The organism is Kitasatospora sp. NPDC032757 (assembly GCF_055579305.1).
Window position 1 is genome coordinate 53,225 of the sequence record NZ_JBVINN010000001.1, and the last position, 23,094, is coordinate 76,318.

A 23,094-nucleotide genomic window follows, 5' to 3' on the forward strand; every position below is an offset into this window, starting at 1 on the left:
GAGAGGAACACGGCGATGGAAACCCGTTCGATCACCACCGAGATCCCGATGCGCCCGCGGCAGGAGCAGGACCCCGTCCAGCTCGTGCCCGAGCTGGCCGAGGTCTCGGCGGCCCTGTTCAAGGCCACCGGCAACGGCTCGGTGCCGCGCACCACGATCAGCCTGGTCCAGCTGCGGGCCGGCCAGATCGCCGGCAACACCTACCTGACCGTCCTGCACACCGGTTTCCTCCGCAAGGCCGGGGAGACGGAGGAGCGGATCACCTCGGTGTCGTCCTGGCAGGACTCGCCGTACTTCACCGGCCCCGAGCGCGCAGCCCTGGCCCTGGTGGAGGCCGTCCTCCAGCCGTCGGCACATGGTGAGCGGGTGTCCGACGAGCTGTACGCGCAGGTCGCCGAGCACTACGACCCGACGGCGCTGACCACCCTGACCGTCGCCATCGGCCAGGTCAACTTCTTCACCGCCATCGCCCTCATCGCCAAGCCGGTCCCCGGCCGGTCGTTCACCGACCCCTGGGCGTGACACACACCGCGAACCCCGCCGGCCCGCCGAGCAACCTGCCCGGCGGGCCGGCCGGCCACGTCTGTCGCCGGCCGGCGGCGGTCACGGCGCGTCCCACCGCTCACGCCGAAGACCCCTCCCAAAAGCTGTGATCCGGAGCACGGTTGAGGTTGACCCTGGGTCAGGGTGAAAGCTCGTCGCAACGACCCGACGCCGAGTCGGGCACGACAGATGCGAAGGAGCACCATGTCCATCACCTCTTCCGGCCACGGCCAGGATCGTCCGGAGCTGCAGCAGGCGATCGAGGAGATCGTCGAGTCCGGCTTCGTCGGGGTACAGCTGCGGGTGAACGACGAGCGGGGCGAGTGGGTCGGCAGCGCCGGGGCGCGCGAGCTGGGCGGGAGCGCCGAGCCGCTGACCGACGGTCACTTCCGCACCGGCAGCACCACCAAGAACTTCATCGCGACCTCGGTGCTCATGCTGGTGGCCGAGGGCAGGATCGGCCTGGACACCCCGGCCGACGACTACCTGCCCGGGTTCGGGCTCGACCGTCGGATCACCGTGCGGATGCTGCTGCAGCACACCAGCGGGATCTTCAACCACACCGGCGAGCTCCACGAGGACGGGACGTTCGCGCCGGGGGTTCCCTGGCGGGGCGAGGAGTGGGTGGACAACCGGTTCAAGACCTACCCGCCCGAGGAGCTGGTACGGCTGTCGCTGTCCAAGCCGGCGCGGTTCGCGCCGGGGGCGGGCTGGAGCTACGCCAACACCAACTACGTGCTGGCCCGGCTGGTGATCGAGAAGGTCACCGGCCGCTCGTTCGCCGAGGAGCTGCAGCGGCTGGTCCTCGGACCGCTGGGGATGACCGGCACCGTGGCACCGGGCACCTCGCCGGAGGTCCCCGAGCCGCACCACCGCAGCTACTACCGCTACGAGGACGCCGGGCAGGAGAGGACGATCGACGTCACCCGCCACAACCCCTCCTGGGTCGGGGGCGGTGGTGACATGATCTCCACCACCAAGGACCTGCACACGTACTTCTCCGCGCTGATGGGCGGCAGGCTCCTGCCGGCCGAGCTGCTGGCCGAGATGCGCACGCCGGAGGCGACGATCGGCTACGGCCTGGGCGTGTTCGCGCAGGACACGGGCCCCGGCGGCACCGTCTTCCACCACAACGGTGCCACCATCGGCTCGGCATCGCTGATGTACGGCACACCCGACGGCCGCACGACTCTCACCGCCGGGCTGAACTACGTGGACGACGCCGACGTGTCCATAGCGGCAGCGTTCCAGAACGCCCAACGGCGGCTCGTCACCGAGGTGTTCTGCGGCGGGCAGGCCGGGACGGGCCGGGCCGGTAGCGCCTCCTCAGCCCCGACCCGACAGATCACCACTGCCTGACGGGTTGCCCTGCGTGCTCCTCCCCGCTTTAATAAACGAACAGGCATTTATTAATCGGAGGTGTGGACGGTGGCAGGGCGCCCAAGAGGTATCGATGACGCGGCGATCTTGCGGGCGGCGGTGGACGTGATGGGCCGCACAGGCCCGGCAAAGCTGACACTGGCCCTGCTGGCACGGGAGGTCGGATTGGTGCCCGGCACGCTGGTGCAGCGGTTCGGGTCCAAGCGTGGTCTGCTGCTGGCGCTGGCCGAGCACACGGCGAACGATGCCAACGCGCTGTACGAGGGTGTTCGCGCCGAACACGACTCCCCGCTGGCGGCGCTCGCGGCACTGGTCATCGAAACCTGGGCGGCGGCCACCAGCCCCGAGGCGTTCGCCAACCATCTCGCCTTCCTGTGCGCGGATCTGGATGACCCGCAGTTCCGTGACTGCGCCCTCGCGTCCCAGCGGACGCAGTCCCACTGGATCGGCGAGCTGCTGGATCACGCCAGGGACGCGCGCGAACTGCGGCCGGACACGGACACCACCACCCTGGCCGCAACGGTGCACGCCACGACGACGGGCGCCGCCGTGCTCTGGGCGGTCGACCGGCAAGGCACCCTCGCCGAACGGCAGCGCGCCGCCCTGGACGCCGTTCTCGCCCCCCACCACCTCACCCCATGACCTCCGTTTTCTCCCACTCGGCAAGGAGCCAGACCCTCATGACTGCCGCCACCACCCCCGAAGCCCCCGGGCGCGCCTTCCGTACCCTGGTCTACATCGGCACAAGCCTGGACGGGTTCATCGCCCGCCCGGATGGCGATATCGACTGGCTCAACGAGCGTGGCGCGCAAGCCGGTGACATGGGGTACGACGCGTTCATGGCCGGCATCGACACATTGGTGATGGGCCGCAACACCTACGAGAAGATCCTCACCTTCGATTTCTGGCCCTACGAAGGCAAGCGTGTGGCCGTCCTGAGCACCCGGCTGACAACGCAGGACGCGAACGTCACCGTCCACCGCAGCCTGGCCGCACTCCTGGAAAGCCTGACCACCGAGGGCGCGAAGAACGTGTACGTGGACGGCGGACAGATGGTCCAGACGTTCCTGCGTGAGGGCATCCTCGACGAACTCATCATCACCACCGCCCCGGTCCTTCTGGGCGCGGGCATTCCCCTGTTCGGCCACCTGGACCACGACATCGACCTCACCCACCGCGAGACCCGCGCGCTCGGCGCCGGCTTCGTGCAGACGACCTACGCCGTCGACCAACGGCCTACAACCGCAGACCAGGGCTGAGACCGGAGGCCCCGCAGGCAGCCGAGTGGCCCGCTCCGCGACTCCGCGACTGGCTCCAGCCAACTCGTGGACCAGGTCGATGCATTCCTGGGATGAGACTTGGTCCGCCGCCGGAGCGGGTGGACAACAACTGAAGAACCTCACTGCACTGGAGGCAACGTACGACAAGCGCGTCCCCGGCCTCCTCGGTGCGGAGCCGGATGGCAGCGGCGCTGGCCATCCGGCTCCGCACGTGATCGACCGGGCAAAACCTGGCCGGTGGACTGAACACCCGTCATACACCGGACAGGAAGAGCCCCAGGGCCACACCGGCCCCGAACACAAGGCAAGCTGAGCAGATGATGAACGGAGTCACGATCGGGCAGGCGGCGGTGTTCACCGGCGTCACGGTGAAGACGGTGCGGCACTACCATCGGCTCGGCCTGGTCAAGGAGCCGGACCGCGACAGCTCCGGTTACCGGCGCTACGGATCGGACGAGCTGCTACGGCTGGTGCAGGTCCGGACGATGGCCGCCGCCGGCGTGCCGCTGGCCGAGATCGGGCCCCTCCTCGACGCCGAAGCCGAGCAGTTCACCGCCACCCTCGCCGACGTCGAACGGCGGCTGACCGAGCGGATCGCAGAACTGATCGCGCGCCGCGACATGCTGCACCGCCTCGCCGAGGGCGACCGGGCCCTGCTGCCCGACCGCGCCTGCGCGATCCTGGACCGGATGCCCGGCCTCGGCTTCGGCCCCGACTACGTGGCCGCGCAACGCGAGGCCCTGGTGCTCGCCCGGGCACTGGTGCCGGAGGGCTTCGACGGCTTCCTCACCCAGCTCGAACACCGGCTCGACGACCCCGAGTCGATCGAGCTGACCAAGCGGGGCTGGGAGGCCGAGACCTGGGAACCGGACGACCCGAGGATCGAGGAACTCGCGACCGCCATGGCCGACCACTACCTCGCCAACCCCGCACTGCTGGGCGATCCCACCAGCCTGCGGGCCTGGGGCAGGGCCTCCGCCCAGTACAAGCTGATCAACAACCACCGCGAGGACCAGGCGCCGGTCTCGGCCCGCCTGACCGCCCTCACCGAGGCCAAACTCCGCTCCGCCGGCTTCTCCATGCCCCATCGGTGACGGACGGGGTGAACCGGGCGGTCCCGGGCTCGTCACGCCACCGACCGTAGGGAGCGGAGGTCCTGCGCCGTGCCCCACCCATGCGTGGGGCACGGCGCCTCGCAGGATTCCAGGAATTCGAACCACACGACCTTGCCTGCCTGCGCCGGACGCCAGCCCCAGGCGTCGGCCAGTGCCTCGACCAGGATCAGCCCACGTCCGCTGGTCGCGTCCGGGTCCGGCTCCGCTCCGCAACGTTCGAACGCCGGACCGGGATCCGCCACCTCGACCCGCAGCCGCTCGCCCACCCGGCGAACGGTCACCGTGCAGCGGGCCTTCCCGTGCTCCAGTGCATTCGCGATCACCTCACTCGCGCAGAGCTCCAGTTCCTGCAACGAGTCTGCGGACAGGGGCACGTCCCAGGCCCGGACGATCGCCACCAATAGCCTCCGAGCCGGCGGGACCGCCGCCGCGTCTGGCGGGACACTCCACTCCAGGGGCACCGGAAACCGAGCGGTCCTGAGCGGGCTGACGATCACGTTCCACCCCATTGCTCCTCCATCACCGGGCATGGGAAGGCAGCCGAAGTCGATGCTTCTGCTCCACCCCGCAGGTGCCATGGCTGCCGACAGGCGGCAGCGAGGGATCGCCGACCGCAGCCTGCGCCACTTCGGCACTACCGACAGTAGTCATAGAAAAACTGCGAGTCAAGGAAAGCTGCTACTCGCAGAACTTCGCCTAGTCGTGCGAGACTCGACCAACGTCGGAAGGGGAGTCGTCTCATGGGATTCGGACTTGTCGTGCGCTTCGTCGCCCACAGCGCGGAAGCCGCGCGCGCCTTCGACCGGTTGGCGGAGAGGGCGCTTGAGGGCATCCGTACCGAGGAGCCCGGCACTGTCGTGTACGTGAACCACGCAGTGCCGGAGGAGCCCAACGTCCGTGTCTTCTACGAGCTGTACGCGGATCGCGCGGCTTTCGAGGAGCACGAACGACAGCCGCACGTCCAGGCGTTTCTGGCCGAACGCGCCCAGTACCTCGCTTCCTTCGACGTCACGTTCCTGGAGGAGATCGCGGGTAAGGGCTCCTCGTCCGACGAGGCCACCCGGTGAGTCCGGAGGAGAGGCGGACGTTCGGAGCCCGAGTCGCCCAACTCCGCAAGAGCCGCGGTCTGAGGCAGGATCAGCTCGCTGCCACCGTCAACCGCACCGCCAGTTGGGTGTCCCAGGTGGAACGAGGCGTTCAGCCCGTCGTCCGCCTCGATGTGCTCCAACTCCTCGCAGACAGTCTCGGCGTATCGGTCCAAGCCCTGCGGCCTGACGCCCCTGTGCCCGCTCCCCCGTCACGGTCCGAGCCTGACCAACCCAACGACCTCGACCTGGCCCGGCTGTCGCTCTCCGGTCATCCTGCCCTGGACACCCTGCTCTGCACCCGCCCACAGGTCGAACACGTTGATCCCGCGCCATTGGCCACCGCCGTCGACGAACTCTGGCGACTGACACACAGTGCACGATTCGCCGAACTGAGTACGGCCATCTCAGACACCCTGCCGAGGCTGGAACGGGCATCGCGGACCGCACCCTCCGAATTGCGCCCCGAGATCCACCTCCTGCTGAGCCAGGCCTACCAAGCGATGGCCGCGGCCTTCGTGCGCCAGGACGAGCCCGATGCGGCCTGGATCGCCGCAGATCGGGCCATCCGTGCCGCCGAGCAGTCCGCACATCCCCTGCATGTGTTCGCCGGCATCTACCGTCTGGCCCATGCCTTCGTTCGGCTTCGGCGGCTGGAGCAGGCCGAACATGCGGCCACGAACGCGGTGGCCGTCCTCACGAAACACATCACGTCGGCCAACCCGCCGTCACCCGAGGCGCTTTCGGTGCTCGGCGCACTGCACCTGGTCCTCGGGTTGACCGCGGCTCGCGCCGGCCGACGTGAGCAGGCCCGAAAGGAGCTGGCCGACGCCCGAGCGGTTGCAGCGCAACTCGGCGAGGACCGCAACGACTTCAATTTGGAGTTCGGCCCCACAAACGTGGAGGTCCAAGCCGTCTCGACAGCCGTCGATCTCGGTGACGCGGGCGAGGCCCTGGACCTGGGCCGACAGATCGACGCCGAACGACTGTCACCGGAACGCAGATCACGGCTCCTGATCGATCTGGGCCGGGCGCACGCCCAACGACGCCATCTCGGCGAGGCGTTGGACTGTCTTCTCCAGGCCGAGAAGCTGGCCCCGGAGAGCGTCCGCAGCCACGTGGCAGCCCGGGAGACGATCCATGAACTCGTCCTCATCGCGGGTCGGAACTCCCCATCGGAGCTGGTGAAGCTCGCGAAGCGTGCGAATGCGACGGGGTGAGAGCGAACTCCGAGATCCCTTCAGGCGAATCCGGATCGCGCCCCTGAAGCCCGCCGACGTCGAACACCACTGCGCGAACCAGCGCCGCAGTCCTGGCGAAGTGGTCCGCCCGCCGCGCTCGGGCGAGCGCGGCGGGCCTCTTTCGGGGGTCCTCAGTGGCGGTGGTGATTGTCGGGTTGAGCGGGGTCGCCCGGGTGTTCCAGCCCCTCGACCAGGGTGAGGCGTTGGGCGCGGGCGTGGTCGAGCCAGCGGACGAAGGCCACCCTGCGGCGTCCACAAGCACCTCCAGGCGAGCCTCGCCCTGATCATCGCCGTCACGGTGCTCGCCCTGGCGCTGGGCTGGCACCTGGTGGCCTCGATCGGCGGCGGCGACATGCCCGTGGTCGTCTCGATGCTCAACAGCTACCCGGGCTGGGCCGCGGCGGCCGCCGGTTCTGCTCGACAACAACCTGCTGATCGTCACGGGCGCTCTGGTCGGGTCCTCGGGTGCCTACCGGTCATACATCATGTGCAAGGCGATGAACCGGTCCTTCCTCTCCGTCATCGCGGGCGGCTTCGGCATCGAGGCCCCTCCGGCGGGGACGAGGAGCAGGGCGAGCACCAGCACGGCCGTCAGCAGGATCAGCACGGTGAAGGCCGCCCACCCCGACAGTGCGACGAGGAGGGCGGCCAGGAACCCGTTCAGGACGGCGCAGACGACCAGCAGGATCCGCACGGTCGGCCGGACCGCGTCGCTCACCGCCGACCAGGCCACCAGCGCGGCGCAGACCAGCAGGAACATCGCGAGGATTCCCTGACCGATCCAGGAGCTCATCGCGATCCGCGAGCTGGGCAGCCCGCCGACCGACATGTGCTGACGGCTGGCGGCCAGGCCGAGCACCAGTCCGAGGAACCCGACCACCGCCGATTCGATCAGCAGCAGCACCGCTGCCGCCGTCAGTACCGCCCTGCGCATGCGCCCTCCCGTGTCCGCGAGAGCCCGAGGTTACTGACAAGTTGTCTCGTCCCGCCAGGGGTCGGCGCCGCTTTGCGGCGGTCAGACCACCAGCCGCACCGCCGCCGTGGCGGCGTCCAGCACGAGACCCACGGCCGCGGACTCGTCGGCGCGCACGATCACATGCCCGAGGCGGTCGTAGGCGCTGCGCGCCGGACGGACGGTGTCGCCCACCCGTCCGGTCACCCGCACCTGCGTCACCCCGGGGACGAGCGCCGCCTCCGCCTCACCCTGCACGGCCGTCAGCACACCCTCCCGGCCGGCCAGCAGGAACTGGATCCCCGCGTGCCCCTCCCGGCTCGGCTCAAGCTGCGGCCGCAGGCCGACCGCGGCCCGCAGCTGCTGCTCCAGCAGGTCGACGCCGGTGGCCAGCCGGACCAGCTCGGGGATCATGCCGCCGGCCAGCCGCGGGTTGATCTCGATGATCGCCGGCCCCTCGGCCGTCAGCCGCACCTCGGTGTGGGTCGGGCCCTCCTCGATGCCGCAGGCGGCCAGAGCGTCGGCCACGGCCGCCGTGAGCGCCCCGGCCGAGGCCTCGGGCAGCGCGGCGGGGAAGAGGTGGCGGTGCTCCACGAAGTACGGCGAGCCGCCGACCTGCTTGGCGGTGATGCCCACGCACGAGGCCCGTCCACCGCTGCTGAACATCTCCACGCTGAACTCGGGGGCGTCCACGAACTCCTCGACCAGCACCGTCCGGGCCGTCGGCATCCCGCGGACGTTGGTGTGGATCGCCAGGATCAGCTCCGCGTGCGCCCGCACCTGCTCCGCCGAGGTGCACAGCAGTACGTTGTTGGAGGCCGAGTCGTCGGCCGGCTTCACCACGCAGGGCAGCCCCACGGCCGCCACGGCATCGTCCGCCTCGGCCGCGTCCCGGACGATCGCGTACCGGGGCTGGCGCACACCCGCCCGGTCCAGCGCCTCGCGCAGCAGCGCCTTGTTGCGGCAGGCCGTGACCGCCCGTGCCGGGTTGCCGGGCAACCCGAGCCAGTCGGCGATCTCCGCGACGGCCGGGACGTAGAAGTCGCTGGTCGTGGTGACACCGGCGATCTCCTCGCGGGCGAACCGCCCCTGGATCGCGTCCTGCAGCGCGTCGAGCACGTTGGTGTCGCAGCGCAGGATCTCGCAGCCGGTCTCCTCCAAGCCCGCGTAGCGCTCGGGAGCGCCGGTCAGCAGCACCGGACGCAGGTCGAGCTCGGCGGCGGAGCGCAGCGCCATCATCCCGGTGCCGGTGGTGTTGGACTCGACGAACAGCAGGTAGCGGTCGCCGTCGACGGCGCTCTTGGCCATCGCCCGGGACCACGACCGCACCGGGGTCCCGTAGTCCACCGCAGTCGGCGCGGCCGCCGCCTCCAGCTCGCCCAGCCCCTTCTCGGCCCAGTACTCCGGGCTGTGCACCGTCTCGGCGTAGCGGTCGCCGCGGTCGGGGAAGATCCCGACGATCCGGGCTCCCGGCTGCGCCCGGGCGGCCACGTCACCGAGCACCCGGTACACCGATCCGGCCGTGTTGCCGGCGAAGATCTGCTGCTCCACGGCGAGTGCGGCGGCCGCCTCGAAGGCCTCGCGGTCGTTCAGCCAGTGGACCTCGTCGACCACCCGCCGGTCGAGGTTCTTGGGGTGCAGGCTGTTGCCAAGCCCGCTCTGCAGCCGCCTCGGCTCGTCCGGCTGGTCGAACAACACACTGCCCACGCAGTCCACACCCACCACCCATAGGTCCGGCTGGCCGCGCCGCAGGGCGCGGGCCGAGCCGCACAGCGAGCCGCCGGAGCCGACGGCGCCGACCAGCACGTCGACCCGGCCCAGGTCCTCGCGGAGTTCCTCGGCCAATTGCCGGTAGGCGCCCGGGTTGTCGGGGTTGCTGTACTGCTGCGGCCAGAAGGCGCCGGGGAGTTCGCGCATCAGCTGGTCCAGCCGCTCCAGCCGGGCACCCTGCCAGCCCTGCTCGGACATCTCGGTGACGATGTGCAGGGAGCAGCCCAGTGCGCGCAGTTTGGCGAGGGTCACCGAGTCGATCCTCGGATCGGTGACGATGTGCACCTCGTGGTCCAGGGAGCGGCCGACCAGGGCGACCCCGAGGGCCATCGTGCCGGAGGAGCTCTCCACGATCGGCGCGCCGGGGCGGAGCACGCCGCGGCGGCGGGCGCTCAGGATGGTGTGCCGTGCCACCCGGTCCTTCATCGCGAACGGATTGGCCAACTCCAGCTTGGCGAACACCTCGACGCCGGGCGGAGCGTCCATCCGCAGGCGGACGAGCGGAGTGCGCCCGATCACCTCGTGCATGCTGTCGTAGATCACGGCTCTTCCCTCCCATCGGTGCCGGTGGGCCACACGCCGCCGCGGCCGAGCGAGCGGAAGACCGCCGTCGTGCCGGGCAGTGGTACGCACACCGCGCGTATGTACTCGGTCTTCCGGGCCAGTTCGGGGTCGTCGGCGTCGAAGGCGACGCCGAGCATGGTGCCGCTGTGTGCGAGTACCAGGCCGACCCCGTCGGTCTCCTGGCAGGCGAGGCGCATCGGGGCGAGGTCCTGCCGGGCCCGCACCGCGGAGTTCAGCTCCGCGCTGCGGGTGGAGACCCGCCCGACGGTCGCCAGGTCACCGACCGCGACGGCCTCCCCCAGTTGCTCCAGCAGCCTGGCGTACTCGGCCCGTTCGGCCGGGCCGTGCCGGAGCGGGATCCGATTGTGGCTCACCGTGTCCACCTGGCCGCCCTCGTCGTGCGCCACGATCGCCAACGCGGGCAGCCGGCCGAGGCGTTGGCGCAGCCGCACCTCCCGGTGGTGGAAGGCCACGACCTCGTCGTACATCACCCCGTCGGAGGGCTCTATCCCGCGCAGAAACTCCTCGATCTCGGCGGGGCCGAAGCCGACGCCGGCCGCCTCGGCCACCGCCCGGACGGTGGCCACCAGGTCGGCGGAGGAGCTGGCCAGGCCCTTGCCCTCGGCCAGCTCGCTCGCCAACTCCAGGACCCCGCCGCCGCGGTGGCCGACGGCGTCGAGCACCAGGCGGGCCACCGCCCGGGCCTTGTCCTTGCCGTCGGGCCGGACCAGGATCTCGACGAGGTCCTCGCGGAGCTCGAATCTTGCCCGGCTCCAGCCGTCGATGGGCAGGGTGACCAGGAAGGCGCTGCCGTCCGGCAGCACGCCCTGCAGCAGTTCGCCGAAGGTGCCGAAGGCCGCGCCCGTCCCCACGGGCCCGGCCGGGCGGGCCGGGTGGAGAAGGGAGTCGCCCGGCTGCACCCGGCTCATCGGCCGATCCCCAGCAGGCCGTCCGTCTCCCGCAGACCGGCCGCCACTCGGTCCGCCCTGCTCGCCAACTCCTCCTCCAGACGCAGGTACTCGCCCCGCTGGGCGTCGAGCACGGCCAGCGTCGCGTCCGGGTGCGCGGAGCCGCTGGACGCCAGGCGGCGCAGCCCCGCGTCGACGTCCTGGATCGCTGTGAGCGCCTTGACCGGATCGGCGAGGGTGAAGCCGTGCTCGGCCGCGACCTTCCGCAGCAGATCCGCGTCGGGCCGGGCCGGCGGCAGGCCCGCCGCCATCGCGGCGACGATGTACGCCCCGGCCACCACCTGCGCCCGGCGCCAGGGCACGCTCTCGTCGACGGTCAGCGCGTTGGCGAGGCTGAAGCCGCCCAGGTACTCGCGCTCGCAGGCGGCCCGCATCCGGTCGGCCCGGAAGCCCAGCCGCTCGACGACCTCGGTGAACAGCCGCAGCACGCTGCGCAGCGTCCCGAAGGCGGTGGCCAGGTTGGCTCCGGCCTCCTTGCCGACCTCGACCAGGTTGGTGTACGGGGTGTTGCGCTGGCCGAGCACCGCGTCGAGGTGGTAGCTGGTCAGGTGCGCCGTGCGGCCCCGGATCCGCTCCAGCACCGGGAAGTTCTTCTTCTGCGGCATCGCGGAGGAAATGCCGCAGAGCTCGTCGGGCAGATCGATGAAGCCGAGGTCGCTGCTGCCCCAGGTGAGCAGGTCGGTGGTGAAGCGGCTGAGCGCGACGCCCAGCAGCCCGAGCTCGGCCGTCACCTCGGCGACCCAGCCGCGGGAGGCGACGGCGGTGAGTGCGACGGGCTGAGCCTGCCGGAAGCCCAGCAGCCGGGCCATCCGGTCGCGGTCCCAGGCCAGTTCCTGGCCGGCCATCGCCCCCGCCCCGAGCGGGCAGGCGTCGAGGCCGTCGTAGGTCGCGAGCAGCCGCCGCAGGGTGTGCAGCACCTGCTCCGAGACGGCGGCGAGGTAGTAGCCGGGGGTGATGATCTGCGCGGCCTGGAAGTGCGTGTAGCCGGGCATCGGCAGCTCGCGGGTGGACTCGGCCAGCCGGTGGACGGCCCGGCCGAAGGCCAGCAGCCGGTCGGCGGTGACGGCCAGTTCCTGCCGCCCGAACATCAGTTGGGCGCAGGCCTGGAGGTCGTTGCGGCTGCGGTCGACGTGCCAGGCCGGGACGGACTCGGCCAGCTCCTGCTCGACGTGCCGCTCCAGCGCGAAGCTGATGTCCGACATGTTGGCCGCCGGGTCCGCCACCAGCCGGTCGGCGGTGACGGTCTCCAGGGCCCGGCCCAGCCGGCTGGACTCGGCCGCGGTGAGCACGCCGAGCCGCTGGTACTCGACGGCCAGCACCTTCTCGATCGCCCGGTACCAGGGCAGCAGGTTGGCCAACTCGTACTGGAAGTGCGGGCCGAGCACCTCCTCGTGCCACATCGCACTGGGTCCGGCGTTGACGCGGCCGCTGAGCGGCGCGGGGGCATCCTGGCTCACTTCACGTCCTTTGCGAGAGTCCTGGCCCGCTCCACGAGCATCGCCAGGCGTTCGTGGTCGACATCGCCGGTGCCGAAGACGACGCAGAGCATCGTCACGCCGTCCAGCCGGAGCACGGCCTCCACCGCACTGTCCACCTCGGGGAGCGGGGCGACCTTGCGGTAGCCGGCTAGCAGAGCCTCAATGTCCAGCCCGTTCTCGGGCAGTTCGGCGTTCTCGGCCACCCGGGCGAGCTCCAGGGCCGGGTGGCCGATCATCGCGCAGCCCCAGTCGAAGAGTCCGCCGACCTCGTCGCCCGCGGCCGCCATGTTGCTGCCGCGGACATCGAGGTGGAGCAGCCGGGGCTGCTCTGCGATCGGCTCCAGCAGCTCCAGCATCCTTTCCAGGGGCGGAAGTTCGGGCAGGTCGGCGACGCGCTCGGCCAGCCAGGTCCAGCGGGCGGTGACCCGGCGGGCGATGTTCACGTCGATCGGCCAGCCGTCGTGGTCGAGCGGGCGGATGCCGGGCGGCGGGGTCTCCTGGTGCAGCCGGGCCAGCAGTGCGCCGATCCGGTCAGAGGGCGGCACCGTGCCCGCTCCGGGCAGGAAGCGGGAGGCCAGCACGGGGGCCGTCGCGGTCGGCACGACGGCCAGCGGCTCGGCCACCGGCAGCCCCCGGGCGTGCAGGTGGGCCGCGATGATCCGCTCCTGCTCCAGCGCCTGCCGGGTGGTGTAGGGCGGCCGGCCGGTGTAGTGGCTCACCGGCAGGCGCGGCACCCGCAGGGCGACCTCGCCCGCCTCTCTGCTCTGCGCCCGGAAGACGACGAACTCCAGACCCTCGCCCACCGGTTGGGGTCCGGAGAGCCCGAGCCGGTACGCCGCCTCGGCGGCGATCTCCTCGACTGCCGCGTGCTCGCGCTCCGCGTCGCGCTGCGCGGTGGCGTCCCAGCGGCCGAACAGCGGCCGGATCCGGCCGAGTTCGTCCGCCGCCAGCACCTCGGGGTCGGCCGCGTACGCGTCGGCCAGCCAGGGGATCGACGCCACCGGGTTACCGGGGAGAGCGCCGTCGGCGCCCACCGCCTGCCGGACCGCCTGCGGGTCGAGGCCGGCGGCCGGTCCGGCCACGAGCAGCGGCACCCCCGGGTGCGCCACCCGCGCGGCGGCCGCCGCGCGGGCCATGCCCTCGGTCGGGGCGGGCTCGCCGGTGAGCAGGACCACGAGGTCCGGCCCCGAGGCGGCCCCCGCGCCGTGCCCGGCCGCGGCGAGCGCGGCTGCCACCCGGGACAGCGCCCCGTCGCCGTGGTGGTCGAGGAGTTGAATGTGCAAGGTTGTGTCCTGACGGTCCGTAGGATTCGGTGGCCCGGCCCGGGGTTCAGTACCGGTAGTCGTCGCGCTTGTACGGGCCCTCCACCGGCACGCCCGCGTACTCGGCCTGACGTGGCGTCAGGATGGCGAGCTTGACGCCCAGCGCGTCGAGGTGAAGCCGGGCCACCTGCTCGTCCACGGCCCGGGGCAACAGGTGCACACCGATCGGGTACTCGCCGCGGTTCCCGGCGAGTTCCAGCAGGGCGAGCGCCTGGTTGGTGAACGAGGCCGACATGACGAAGGCCGGATGGCCGGTGGCGTTGCCGAAGTTGAGGTCGCGGCCGTCGGAGAGGACGAGCAGGGAACGGCCGTCGGGCCAGATCCACTCGTCGACCTGGGCCTTCAGCTCCCGCTTGCGCACGCCGGGGACCTGGGCCAGCCCGGCCACGTCGACCTCGACGTCGCTGTGGCCCATGTTGCCGAGGATGGCGAGGTGCTTCATCCGGGCCATGTGCTCGGGGCGGATCACCTCGCGGTTGGCGGCGGCCGTGATGAAGACGTCGCCGATCGGCGCGGCCTCCTCCAGGGTGGTCACCTGGTAGCCGTCGAGGGCGGCCTGTAGTGCACAGATCGGGTCGACCTCCACCACGATCACCCGGGCGCCGATCCCGGACAGCGCCGAGGCACAGCCCTTGCCGACGTCTCCGTAGCCGACGACGACGCCGACCCGGCCGCTGATCAGCCGGTCGGTGGCCCGGTTCAGACCGTCGATCAGGGAGTGCCGGCAGCCGTAGATGTTGTCCAGCTTGGACTTGGTCACCGCGTCGTTGACGTTGATGCCGGGGAACATCAGCTCCCCGGAGTCGGCGAGGCGCCGCAGCGCGCGCACGCCGGTGGTGGTCTCCTCGGCGACGCCGCGCACACTCGCCGCGATGCCGGTCCAGCGGCCGCCGTCCTCGGCCATCGAGGCGGCGATGAACCGAAGCAGCGCGGCGCGCTCGGCGTCGTGGGCGGTGGCCGGGTCGGGCGGGGTTCCGTTCTTCTCGTGCTTCACGGACTCGTGCAGCAGCCGGGTGGCGTCGCCGCCGTCGTCCTGGATGAGGTCGGGGCCGCTGCCGTCGGGCCACTGGAGGGCCCGGGAGTGGGCCCACCAGTACTCGTCGAGGGTCATGTCCATCCAGGCGAAGACCGGGATGCCCTGCGGGTCGTCGGCGCTGCCCGCCGGGCCGGCCACGATGGCGGCGGCCGCGTGGTCCATGGTCGACAGCACGTTGCAGGTCGCCCAGCGGACGTCCGCGCCGAGCTCGATGAGGGTCTCGATCAGGACGGCGGTCTCGACGGTCATGCCGAGCGAGCCGGCTATCCGGACGCCCGCGAGCGGCTTGCTCGGGCCGTACTCCCGGCGGACGGCCATCAGGCCGGGCATCTCGTTCTCCGCGAGCCGGATGGCGATCCGGCCCTCCTCGGCCAGGCCGAGGTTGGCGACGCGGTGGTCGAAGGTCATGTCAGCTCTCCCTGATCGGCTCGGGAACGGTCGGCTCGGGAACGGTGGTGAAGACGGAGCAGCGCAGCTCGCTGGTGTAGCTCATACCGTTGCGACGCAGCCACAGCTGGTCCGGGCCGGGCAGCATCTCGCTGAAGGTGGCCAGGCCGGTGTCGCCGTGGGCGAGGCGGAACATCTGCCGGACGAGCAGCGGCGCCTCGAAGTCCACGTACAGCGGCTTGGGTTCGGAGTCGAACTTGACGAACGCGTGCCGCGGCAGCCCGTGCCGGGCGCGCAGCTCGCAGGCGGCGAAGAACTCGGCCGCGTTGCCCTTGCGGCGGGAGCCGTCGGCGCCGAGGCCGGCCAGCTCGGCGACCGGGATCCGCCACAGCCGGCGCTGGAGGACGGTCCGGCCGGTGCGGATCCGCGGCACGTGGGCGTGGTGGTCGGCCTGGAGCAGCAGACCGCCGAGCCGCCGCGGGAAGGCGAACGGGGCGAGCGGGTCGAGCCTGATGCTGGGACCGCCCGACGGCGGGGCGAGCAGCCGCAGCCGGCCGGTCACGCCCTCCGCGTACAGGCCCAGCCGTCCGCCGCTGACCTTGAGGTACATCGCGGAGGGCTGGACGACCTGCTCGCGCGGGCGGCTGGAGCGGCCGAACACCTCGACGTCGACCATGTCGAGCGGCGCCCGGGAGGCCGTCTTGTCGGGGTGGACGCGGGCGAGGTCGCACAGCACCTCGTCCTCGTCGACCAGTTCGCGGTAGGCGGCGGTGACGTCCTCGGTGAAGCCGGCGTACTCCTCGGCCATCAGCGGCGCGAAGGAGGAGTGGCTGAGCAGCTCCCGGGTGCCGTGGCAGTCACCGACGATGGCGAGGTACTCGCCCCGGGCGAGCGCTTCGGTGTTCTCGGCGGCGAGCATCACATCGGGGTTGAGCAGGGCGGGCGGACCGTCGGGGCAGCGAGCCAGGAAGGCACGCAGCCGCTCGGGGGCGACCTCGATCTCGGCGATCGCCGGGTCGGCGTCGCCGAGCAGAAGATCGGTCAACTCGGCGTCGAGTCCGTCCAGTTCGGCGTCGATCCGGTCGCACTCGCGGAGCAGGGCCGGGCGGTCCTCGAAGTAGGCGGCGTAGAACCGGTCCAGCGGGACGGCGGTGTCGCTGCCGAAGCGCTGCGCGGCCCAGCGGCTGAGCGCCTCGCCCTCGCGCAGGATCCGCAGCCGGGGCACGGCCAGGGCCAGGGCGTAGACGGGTGCGAGCTCGTCCTCGATCAGCTCCGCGAGGTCGGCGCCGAGCCGCACGTCCCCGACCGGGCCGTGGCACTCCTCGTAGAAGACGCTGCGGTCCGCGTAGTGCAGGCCGGTGCCGCGGTTGGCGGCGCTGCCGGTGGTCTCGACGAAGGTGGACTTGAGCCGCTCGATCGCCGCGGGGCGGTCGGTCGGCTCGGCGACGGGGATCGCGGCGAGGTCGGCGGCCATCCGTTCGACGGCGGCGGCCTCGCCGACCTGCTCGCGCAACGCCGCCAGCGGCTCGGTGACGCCGACCGGCACCTCGAAGCGGGCGACCACGAGCTCCCGTTCGACCAGCGAGGTGAGCGCGGCGTCGACTCCGGCGCCGAGCTCCTCGCGCAGTCGGGCCAGAGTGGTGCTGCCGTCGCAGCGCCGGAAGACGGCGAGTTCCTCGGCGGAGAGGGCCACCGCCGGGCGGTCGCGGAACTGCCAGTCCGCGGAGAAGCCGTCCTCGGTGGTGAACTCATAGAGGGTGACGGCGCCTTCGCGCTCGAAGGCCCAGGGGCGGCGGCGCGGGCGCACCTGGCCGGCCAGGGCGGGGTCGCGGCTCAGCGCGCCGGCCAGCTTCTCGGCCGCCCAGGCCGCCAGGAAGACCCGCCGGCGCAGGGGCGCCTGCGCCCAGTCGACGCCGTGCAGGTCGCGGTCGAACCGGCCGACGCTGAGCGGGCCGAAGTGGGAGGCGGTCTCGTTCTTGGTGGTGACCCGCTGGAGGTAGCGGGTCAACAGGTCCGTCATCTTCCTGCCGCGCGGCCCGGCGACTCCCTCGGGGCCGTCCAGCCACTCGGCGAACAGCTGGTAGCCGGCCTCGTTGGAGAGCAGCAGCGCATCACGCAGCAGCGGGTCGGTACGGAAGGCCTCGCGCAGCGTCGCCTTGGCGGCCTTCAGGCGCTCCTCGTAGGCCTGCTCCCACTTCAGCCAGCTGTCGGCCAGCCCAGTGGCGGCCCGCTGGTAGGCGTGCAGGGTGCGCAGGTCCTCCGGTGCGAGCAACTCCTCCAGCAGGGCGAGCTGTTGGGCGGAGAGCGGGCGCTTGGTGGCGACGGCCGAGGAGCAGCCGCCGCTGTCCGCCGGGCGAGCCTGGCGGATCAGCTCCTTGAGTGCGGGTATCAGCCGGTCGAGCTCCCTGCGGGTGTCCGCCATCCGCCCGGCCTCGGCGACGGCGTCCGGCTCCGCGTACGGCTCCAGCAGTTCGAAGCCGAAGCCGGACTGGCGGAGCGCGAACGCGGGCAGCAGCCGCCAACCGTCGGCGGACCGGCCATGGTGCGGCCGTGTGCTCATCTGGGGCTTCTCCCTTGGTTCCTGGGGTGGTTCACGGTGTCTGGGCGGCCGGGCCGTCCATAGGGCGGGACGGGCCGGTTCAGGCGCTGGCCCGGCGGAGGCGGTCCAGCAGGGCGAGCGGGTCGGGTGCGGCCTCCGGGACGAGTCCGGGCGCGGGCGACCAGGGCTTGAGCCGGCCGCCGTGGAAGTCGGAGCCCTGGGTGGGCACCAGGCCCAGCGCCTCGCAGGCCGCCACCACGCGCCGGGTGTCCGCCGGGTCGTGCCAGGTGGTCCAGGCCTCCAGGCCGGTCACGCCGAGTCCGGGCAGCTCGGCGAGCGCCTGCTGCGGGTCGTCGGTGATCCGTCCGGGGTGGGCGAGCACGGCGGCGCCGCCGGCCTCCCGGATCCAGCCGACCACCTCGGCCAGTGGCGGCCGCCGGGGCGCGGGGACGTGCAGCGGCTTCCCGGCCTTGCACCAGTCGGTGATGAACTCGCGGTGGTGGCCTCCCTGTTCGTAGCTCGCGAAGCGAGGGTCGGGGTCGGCCGCGGCGAGGAAGAGGTCGAGGTAGTCGCCGAGGAAGGCGACTCGGTCCGCGCCGAAGCGCTCAGCCGCCACCGACCAGTCGATGTCCACGCCGAGAGCGCCGGCCTGCTCGAACCAGGTGCGCCACCAGGCGACTTCGGCCCCGCGCACCCCGGCGAGACGGGCCTGGAAGGCCTGGTCTGCCGGGTTGACGAAGTAGCCGAGGCAGTGGATCTCCTGGCCTTCCCAGTGGGCCGTGATCTCGGCGCCCGGGACGACGGTCAGCCCGGCGGGCTCCGCGACGGCGCGGAACTCCTGGTAGCCGGCCATGCTGTCGTGGTCGGTGATCGCGACCGCCTTCAGCCCGGCCGCGACACAGGCGCGCGCGAGGGCGGCCGGGGTGTCGTCGCCGTCCGAGACCGTGCTGTGCAGGTGCAGGTCCACGGTGGTGCGGGCGGTGGCGGTGGGCCGGTCGGTGACGATGCTCACTGCGGGCCGACCCCCTCCGGCACCTCAAGGGTGTTGAAGCAGACGCAGCGGCGGCAGGTCGGGTCGTTGGCGACGTCCAGTTCGGAGCGCCAGCGCACGGCCTGCGGGGAGTTGATCACCGCGTCCAGGCTGCCGGTCTCGTGCAGGTTGCCATAGGCCTCCTGGAAGAAGCACGGCCGCACGGTGCCGTCCACCTCGATGACGGCGGAGGCCCAGGGCAGGTTGCAGGTGACGGCCGGGTACTCGGCGCGGCGGTGGAAGCCCTCGTAGTACTGGAGGATGTAGGTGCGGACGTAGTCCGGGGTCTCCTTGACGATCCCGCCGTCGAACTCGTCGGCACACTCGGTGAACATCCGCTCCAACTCGGCTTCGAGCTCCGAGAGTTCGTCAGCCGGGACGACCAGGTCGCCCTGCCGGTCGGCGTCCCAGCCGCCGGCCCGGTTGAAGGCCTCGCTGGTGACGTCGGCGGGGATGAAGCTGAGGCGGTTGACGCCGAGTTCCCGCGCGGCGCGCACCGTCTCGGCCAGGTGCCGGTAGTTGTGGCGGTGCACGGTGCAGCGGGCGGCGACGCGGATGTCGGGCCGCAGCTCGCGCAGGGCGTCCAGGCCGGCCTTCAGGTGGTCGAAGGCGCGAGGCACCCGGCGGACGCTGTCGTGCACCTCGGGCGGACCGTCGAGGCTGACCAGCACCACCTCGTAGTCCTCGACGACCTGCTTGGCATGCTTCTTGAGCAGCAGGCCGGTGGAGAGCAGCACCAGCGGGATGCCGCGCTCGCGCAGCGGCTTGGCGACCGCCGACAGGTCGCGGTGCATCAACGGCTCACCGCCGGTCAGGATCACCTCCTTGACGCCGAGCCGCTCCCAGTCCTCGGCCCAGCGTTCGATGTCCTCGGCGGACAGCTCCCGGCGGGACTTGTCCTGCCAGATGTCGCAGGAGATGCAGCGGTGGTTGCAGCCCGCGTGCGGCCAGATGAAGAGTTCGGCGATCTGCGAGATGGCGTGCGGCACGTCAGGCTCCTCGGAGCTCAGGGATGTGTACGGTCAGTTGGGAATCGTCGAGATGCAGGATGTGGCTGGCCCGGGCGCGCAGGTCCGCGCGGTCCGAGACGACCACGACGGTGCGGTGCCGGGCGACCTCGATCAGTTCGGCCGCGAGCCGGCGTGCCACGCCGGCGTCCAGCGCGCTGAACGGGTCGTCGAGCAGCAGTACGTCGGCCCTGGAGAGCAGGGCCCGGGAGAGCGCGACGCGCTGGCGCTGCCCGCCGGAGAGCGCCGCCCCGCCGGTGCCGAGCCGGGCGTCCCAGCCGTCGGCCAGCGCGGGGACGAACTCGGCGACGCCGGCCTGCCCGGCCGCGGCGCGGATCTCCTCCCCCTCGGCGCCGAGCCGTCCGAGGCCGATGTTCTCGGCCAGGCTCATGGAGAACAGTGCGTCGTGCTCGGCGACCAGGACCACTCGACGCGCGAGGTCTTCCCGGCGCCACTCGGTGGCGTCCACGCCGCCGATCCGCACCGAGCCGGCGGCCGGGGCCTCGACTCCGGCCAGCATCTGCAGCAGGGTCGACTTTCCCGAGCCGGTGGGCCCGGTGACCACCGCCAGCGAGCGCGGCGGGAGGGTCACCGAGATCCGCGGCGGCAGCTGCCGTCCCTCGGCGGGGACCGCGTCCACCGCCTCCAGCTGCGGCACGTCCGCGTCCGGCCGGAACGACCCGCCGTCCGCGGGCCGCAGGCCCGTGAACAGCTGGTGGATCCGCGCGATGGCGGCGAGTCCGTTGGCGAGGGCCGGGAAGGCCGCCCCGGCCGAGAAGGTCGGGCCGCCCAGCAGCAGCAGCAGGCTGTGGTAGCCGACCATGTCACCGACGGTGAGGCGGCCGTCCCCGGCCAGCAGCAAGGCGTGGGCGAAGCCGATCCCCTGCACCACGCCGAGCAGCAGGAAGAGCGGGGTGCGTCGCTCCTCGCGGCCCTGGCCGACGACGGCGTCGCGGTGGGCGGAGGCGGCGGCCCGCAGCCGGCCCCAGACGGCGTCCGGACCGCCCGCGTCGCGGACCGCCTCGATGTTCTGCAGCGCCTCGGTGACCCGCTCGGTCATGTCGGCCGACTGGGCCCGGGTGGTCCGCGCGGCACGGCTGATGCCGCGCAGCATCCGGACCGACACCCACGCGAAGCCGATCGCGTAGAGCGCCGGCGCCAGCACGAGTTGCGGCGACCAGATCACGGCGGAGCCCAGCACCACGACCACGAAGGCGCAGGCCGCCACGCCGACGTCGACCCCCGGCGTGATCATGTACCGGACCGCGCGGACGTCGCTGATCAGCGTCGACAGCCGGACACCCCGGTCGCCGGGGCGGGCGTCGGTGAGCACGCCGGTGACGAGCTCGGACCGCAGGTCCCGCTCGAGCGCGGTGCCCAGCCGGATGCTCGCCAGCTGACGCAGGTAGAGCACCAGGGCGCGGATCAGCTGACTGGCCAGCAGCGTCCCGCCGAGGGCGAGCAGCGGCCCGGCACCGACACCGCGCTTGAGCGCCTCGTCGAGCGCCATGCCGGTCGCCCAGGAGGCCACCACCGCGAGGAACGCAGTCACGACGCCGCCCGCCAGGACCAGCAGCAGCGGCAGCCGGGAGGCCCGCAGTCGCGCGGCGAGCCAGCGGACCTGTTCGGTGGTCAGCACGGGCCACCGCCGACCGGTGCGGTGCGGGTGTCGGCGGAGGCGTACGCGAAGTCCTCGTGCAGCGCCGCGTACTCCCCGGCGGCGGCGAGCAGTTCGGCGTGCGTGCCGCTCTCGGTGATCCGTCCCTCGCGCAGGACGGCGATCCGGTCGACGCTTCGGACGGTGTTCAGGCGGTGCGCGATCATGACGCAGGTGACTCCGGCAAGCAGGGTTCGCAACGCGGTCTGGAGGTGCTCGTCGGTGGCCGCGTCCACGTTGGCGGTCGGCTCGTCGAGCAGGACGAGGATCGGCTTCTTGGCCAACGCCCGTATCAGGCAGACGATCTGGCGCTCGCCGTGGGAGAGCTGCGCGCCGCGCGGTCCGACCGGGGTGTCGAGCCCCCGCGGAAGGGCGGCGAGCCAGTCGGTCAGTCCTGCTTCGGCGACCAGCCGGGTCAGCTCCTCGTCGGTCGCATCGGGGGCGGCCAGCCGGAGGTTGTCCGCGAGCGTGCCGTCGAACAGCTGCGGCTGCTGCGGCACGTAGGCCACCCCGCGGCGCAGTTCGGCCTCCGGGATCGAGGCGAGCGGACGGCCGTCCAGGTGGACGGTGCCTCCGGTAGCGGACTGCATCCGGGCCAGCACCTTCAACAGGCTCGACTTGCCGGAGCCCGAGGGCCCGACCAGCCCGAGGTGGCAGCCGGCCGGCACCTCCAGCGAGAGGCCGCGCAGCGCCTGGTTGCCGGAGGAGTAGGTCAGGCTGAGGTCGGTCACCCGGATCTCGCCCTTGGCCGGCGCTGGGGACTCGGCCGCCGCGGTGTCCTGGACCCGCGCGTCGATCAGTTCGAAGACCCGCTCGGCGGCGGCGAGCGCCGTCTGCGCCTGGCCGTCCAGGGCGCCGGTCGAGCCCAGCAGCCAGGCGACCCGGTCGGTGGCCAGGACGAACAGGTACCAGGCGGAGACGGTGAGCACCGCGTCCTCGACCATCAGGCCGCCGGCGAACACCAGCATCGCCATGATCGCCCCGCTGATCACCGAGAGCAGCGGCTGGAGCAGCGCAGCGAAACCGTCGGACCGCCGGTTGGCCTCGAACAGACGGGAGTTGAGCCCGGCCGCGGCCGAGATCAGCGGCTCCTCGCAGCCGAAGGCCCGGACGGTGGCCAGCGCCGAGGTGCTCTCCGCGATGGCCGCGGTCAGCTCCCCCGTCGCCGCCGCCGCGCGGCCGGCCCGTCCGCGGGTGACCCGGCCGAACCTGCGGGTGGTCCAGGCGATCAGCACACCGCCGAACAGGGTCGCCAGCGTGAGACGCCATTCCAGGAAGAACATCAGCGGCACCAGCAGCACCACGACCAGCAGTTGCTGCAGCAGCTCCAGCAGGTTGAACGCCGCCTCGCCGAAGGACTCCAGGTCGTTGGTGATCCGGCTGGTGGTCTCCGCCCGGTCGTTGCGGTCGTAGTACTCCAGGTCCTGGCCGAGCGCCGAGCGCAGCGCGTCGAGCCGCAGCTCCAGGACGGCGTCGGCCACCAGGCACTTGGTCAGGTAGGCCCGCCACCGGTTGAGCGCCCAGACCGCCACACTGCCGGCGATCACCCCGGCGGCGAGCAGGTTCCCGCCGGTGGTCGAGCGCAGGCCGTAGCCGGGGCCCTGCGCGATCAGCACCGGCGCGGACGCGCTCACCAGGGCCATCGCCAGGGCGACCAGGGCCAGCCGGGTGAGCCGGCCCCGGTCCCGCCCGACGTAGGCCCACACCCTGCTGCCCGGGCCTCGGGTCGTTGCGTCCACG

General features: G+C 72.2%; 18 protein-coding genes and 1 pseudogene. 8 read left to right on the forward strand and 11 right to left on the reverse strand.

Features of this window, described 5'->3' with window-relative positions:
* Positions 1 to 15 precede the first annotated feature (15 nt).
* From ACZ5WK_RS00305 to ACZ5WK_RS00325, 5 genes are all read left to right on the forward strand, one after another.
* The gene (locus tag ACZ5WK_RS00305; protein ID WP_465543412.1) at positions 16 to 522 is read left to right on the forward strand and encodes a carboxymuconolactone decarboxylase family protein; all 507 of its coding nucleotides are present in this window, start codon (positions 16 to 18) and stop codon (positions 520 to 522) included.
* A gap of 225 nt (positions 523 to 747) precedes the next feature.
* The gene (locus tag ACZ5WK_RS00310; RefSeq protein WP_465543414.1) at positions 748 to 1,902 is read left to right on the forward strand and encodes a serine hydrolase domain-containing protein; all 1,155 of its coding nucleotides are present in this window, start codon (positions 748 to 750) and stop codon (positions 1,900 to 1,902) included.
* A 69-nt stretch (positions 1,903 to 1,971) separates the two neighbouring features.
* Positions 1,972 to 2,565 (forward strand): TetR/AcrR family transcriptional regulator, encoded by a 594-nt coding sequence (locus tag ACZ5WK_RS00315; RefSeq protein WP_465544323.1) that lies wholly within the window; start codon positions 1,972 to 1,974, stop codon positions 2,563 to 2,565.
* A gap of 38 nt (positions 2,566 to 2,603) precedes the next feature.
* Entirely contained in the window at positions 2,604 to 3,182 is a 579-nt protein-coding gene (locus tag ACZ5WK_RS00320; protein WP_465543415.1) for a dihydrofolate reductase family protein, read from the forward strand.
* Between the two features lie 338 nt (positions 3,183 to 3,520).
* The gene (locus ACZ5WK_RS00325; protein WP_465543416.1) at positions 3,521 to 4,297 is read left to right on the forward strand and encodes a MerR family transcriptional regulator; all 777 of its coding nucleotides are present in this window, start codon (positions 3,521 to 3,523) and stop codon (positions 4,295 to 4,297) included.
* Between the two features lie 32 nt (positions 4,298 to 4,329).
* Here ACZ5WK_RS00325 and ACZ5WK_RS00330 read toward each other — a convergent pair whose 3' ends face one another.
* The gene (locus ACZ5WK_RS00330) at positions 4,330 to 4,896 is read right to left on the reverse strand and encodes an ATP-binding protein (RefSeq protein WP_465544325.1); all 567 of its coding nucleotides are present in this window, start codon (positions 4,894 to 4,896) and stop codon (positions 4,330 to 4,332) included.
* Between the two features lie 162 nt (positions 4,897 to 5,058).
* Here ACZ5WK_RS00330 and ACZ5WK_RS00335 point away from each other — a divergent pair, with 162 nt between their 5' ends.
* The 3 genes and pseudogenes from ACZ5WK_RS00335 to ACZ5WK_RS00345 all read left to right on the forward strand — a co-directional run.
* Positions 5,059 to 5,385, forward strand: a complete 327-nt coding sequence (locus tag ACZ5WK_RS00335; protein WP_465543418.1) for a putative quinol monooxygenase — start codon at positions 5,059 to 5,061, stop codon at positions 5,383 to 5,385.
* A complete protein-coding gene (locus ACZ5WK_RS00340; protein ID WP_465543420.1) occupies positions 5,382 to 6,623 on the forward strand; it encodes a helix-turn-helix domain-containing protein in 1,242 nt (413 codons plus the stop codon). The genes ACZ5WK_RS00335 and ACZ5WK_RS00340 overlap by 4 nt, the downstream gene beginning before the upstream one ends.
* 295 nt (positions 6,624 to 6,918) lie before the next feature.
* Positions 6,919 to 7,236: pseudogene (locus ACZ5WK_RS00345) on the forward strand (NAD(P)(+) transhydrogenase (Re/Si-specific) subunit beta); the annotation flags it as partial.
* A 423-nt stretch (positions 7,237 to 7,659) separates the two neighbouring features.
* Here the strand turns inward: ACZ5WK_RS00345 and ACZ5WK_RS00350 are convergent.
* The 10 genes from ACZ5WK_RS00350 to ACZ5WK_RS00395 form a co-directional block, all read right to left on the reverse strand.
* Positions 7,660 to 9,909, reverse strand: a complete 2,250-nt coding sequence (locus tag ACZ5WK_RS00350) for a pyridoxal-phosphate dependent enzyme (protein ID WP_465543422.1) — start codon at positions 9,907 to 9,909, stop codon at positions 7,660 to 7,662.
* A complete protein-coding gene (locus ACZ5WK_RS00355; protein WP_465543424.1) occupies positions 9,906 to 10,859 on the reverse strand; it encodes a GHMP family kinase ATP-binding protein in 954 nt (317 codons plus the stop codon). Before ACZ5WK_RS00355 ends, ACZ5WK_RS00350 begins: the two co-directional genes overlap by 4 nt.
* Positions 10,856 to 12,355, reverse strand: a complete 1,500-nt coding sequence (locus tag ACZ5WK_RS00360) for a lyase family protein (protein WP_465543426.1) — start codon at positions 12,353 to 12,355, stop codon at positions 10,856 to 10,858. Before ACZ5WK_RS00360 ends, ACZ5WK_RS00355 begins: the two co-directional genes overlap by 4 nt.
* Complete coding sequence (locus ACZ5WK_RS00365) at positions 12,352 to 13,659, reverse strand: phosphotransferase enzyme family protein (RefSeq protein WP_465543428.1); 1,308 nt, start codon at positions 13,657 to 13,659, stop codon at positions 12,352 to 12,354. Before ACZ5WK_RS00365 ends, ACZ5WK_RS00360 begins: the two co-directional genes overlap by 4 nt.
* 46 nt (positions 13,660 to 13,705) lie before the next feature.
* A complete protein-coding gene (ahcY, locus tag ACZ5WK_RS00370) occupies positions 13,706 to 15,142 on the reverse strand; it encodes an adenosylhomocysteinase (protein WP_465543430.1) in 1,437 nt (478 codons plus the stop codon).
* A gap of 1 nt (position 15,143) precedes the next feature.
* Entirely contained in the window at positions 15,144 to 17,681 is a 2,538-nt protein-coding gene (locus ACZ5WK_RS00375; RefSeq protein WP_465543432.1) for a lantibiotic dehydratase, read from the reverse strand.
* Between the two features lie 79 nt (positions 17,682 to 17,760).
* Positions 17,761 to 18,672 (reverse strand): PHP domain-containing protein, encoded by a 912-nt coding sequence (locus ACZ5WK_RS00380; RefSeq protein WP_465543434.1) that lies wholly within the window; start codon positions 18,670 to 18,672, stop codon positions 17,761 to 17,763.
* On the reverse strand, positions 18,669 to 19,679 hold the full coding sequence (locus ACZ5WK_RS00385) for a radical SAM protein (RefSeq protein WP_465543435.1): 1,011 nt from the start codon (positions 19,677 to 19,679) through the stop codon (positions 18,669 to 18,671). Before ACZ5WK_RS00385 ends, ACZ5WK_RS00380 begins: the two co-directional genes overlap by 4 nt.
* A 1-nt stretch (position 19,680) precedes the next feature.
* A complete protein-coding gene (locus tag ACZ5WK_RS00390; RefSeq protein ID WP_465543436.1) occupies positions 19,681 to 21,336 on the reverse strand; it encodes an ABC transporter ATP-binding protein in 1,656 nt (551 codons plus the stop codon).
* Complete coding sequence (locus ACZ5WK_RS00395) at positions 21,330 to 23,093, reverse strand: ABC transporter ATP-binding protein (protein WP_465543438.1); 1,764 nt, start codon at positions 23,091 to 23,093, stop codon at positions 21,330 to 21,332. Before ACZ5WK_RS00395 ends, ACZ5WK_RS00390 begins: the two co-directional genes overlap by 7 nt.
* Position 23,094: the final 1 nt, after the last annotated feature.